Here is a 1218-nt window from a genome sequence, read left to right as displayed (position 1 = left end):
GAGATGTGGTGGAAGGAGGACCGTTGCGACGTCGAGGCGCTGCGTCCGCGTGCGCTGGCGATGCTGCGCGACCAGAATACCCATCCGATGATGCGCGCGCTGTGGCAGCCGCGCCTGATCGAGGCGATCGACTGGATCGCCGCCGAGGTCGCCACCAAGGCCAGCGAAGGCCGCCATGTCCTGAGCGCGGAAGGCAAGGGCAGGGCGGAGCTGGCGGGCGTGACGCTGACCGGCCGGTTCGACCGGATCGACAAGGCGGCGGACCGATCGCTGGTGGTGATCGACTATAAGACCGGCAAGCCGCCTTCGACCACGGCGGTGCGCGAGGGGTTCAGCCTTCAGCTGGGTCTGCTCGGCCTGATCGCCGAGCGGGGCGGGTTCGAGGGCGTGGCGGGCAAGGCGGGCGGTTTCGAATATTGGTCGCTGGGGCGCGGACGCGAAGGGCTGGGCTATATCGCCACGCCGGTCGATCCCGACGGCAAACGTGAGCGGATTCGAACCGACGAGTTCGTGTCGATCGCGGCGGCGAACTTCGCCGAGGCGGCGGGCCAGTGGCTGACCGGCGATGCGCCATTCACCGCCAAGCTGGTGCCCGAATATGCGCCCTATGCGGAATATGACCAGCTGATGCGGCGGGATGAATGGTATGGCCGTGATCGGTGATGTTTTCCCTTGGCCTTCGACGTCGCTCAGGCTGAACGGGGTGTGGGGATTGTCTACAACAGCCGTTCACGCTGAGCGAAGTCGAAGCGCACGCCCGGCGCTATGCCAAGGGCGCCATTCCCGTGGCCTTCGACTTCGCTCAGGCTGAACGGAGGGTGGGGAGGAAGTCCCCTTACCCGTTCGCCTTGATCCACTCCTCAACCACCGGCGCGATGCGGTTACGCCATTTGGAGCCGTTGAAGATGCCGTAATGGCCGACCTTCTCGGCCATGTAATAGCGCTTCTTGTCGTCCGGCAGATTGGTCGCCAGCGTCAGCGCCGCGCGGGTCTGGCCTAGGCCGGAGATGTCGTCGCGCTCGCCCTCGATCGCCAGCAGGCCGATATCGGTGATCGCGCCCGGATCGACGCGCTTGCCATGATGCAGCATCTCGCCCTTGGGCAACGCATGGCGCTGGAACACCAGCTCGACGGTCTGGAGATAGAACTCCGCCGTCATGTCACAGACCGCGCGATATTCGTCATAGAAGCGCTTGGTGGAATCGGCGCTTTCGCCGT

The 1218-nt window shown here is 65.4% G+C and carries 1 protein-coding gene and 1 pseudogene; one reads left to right on the top strand and one right to left on the bottom strand.

Annotated features, from left to right (window positions below):
• A partial coding sequence (locus tag U1700_RS14920) for a PD-(D/E)XK nuclease family protein (RefSeq protein WP_332753466.1) occupies window positions 1–663 on the top strand: 663 nt, incomplete at its 5' end.
• 172 nt (window positions 664–835) lie between these two features.
• Here the strand turns inward: U1700_RS14920 and U1700_RS14915 are convergent.
• Window positions 836–1218, bottom strand: a pseudogene (locus tag U1700_RS14915) (polyhydroxyalkanoate depolymerase); the annotation flags it as partial.

Origin of the sequence: Sphingomonas sp. RB1R13 (assembly GCF_036663775.1) — a bacterium.
Classification (GTDB): domain Bacteria; phylum Pseudomonadota; class Alphaproteobacteria; order Sphingomonadales; family Sphingomonadaceae; genus Sphingomicrobium.
The sequence above is the reverse complement of the archived record's forward strand: the minus strand, read 5'-3'. Positions and strand labels throughout refer to the sequence as shown.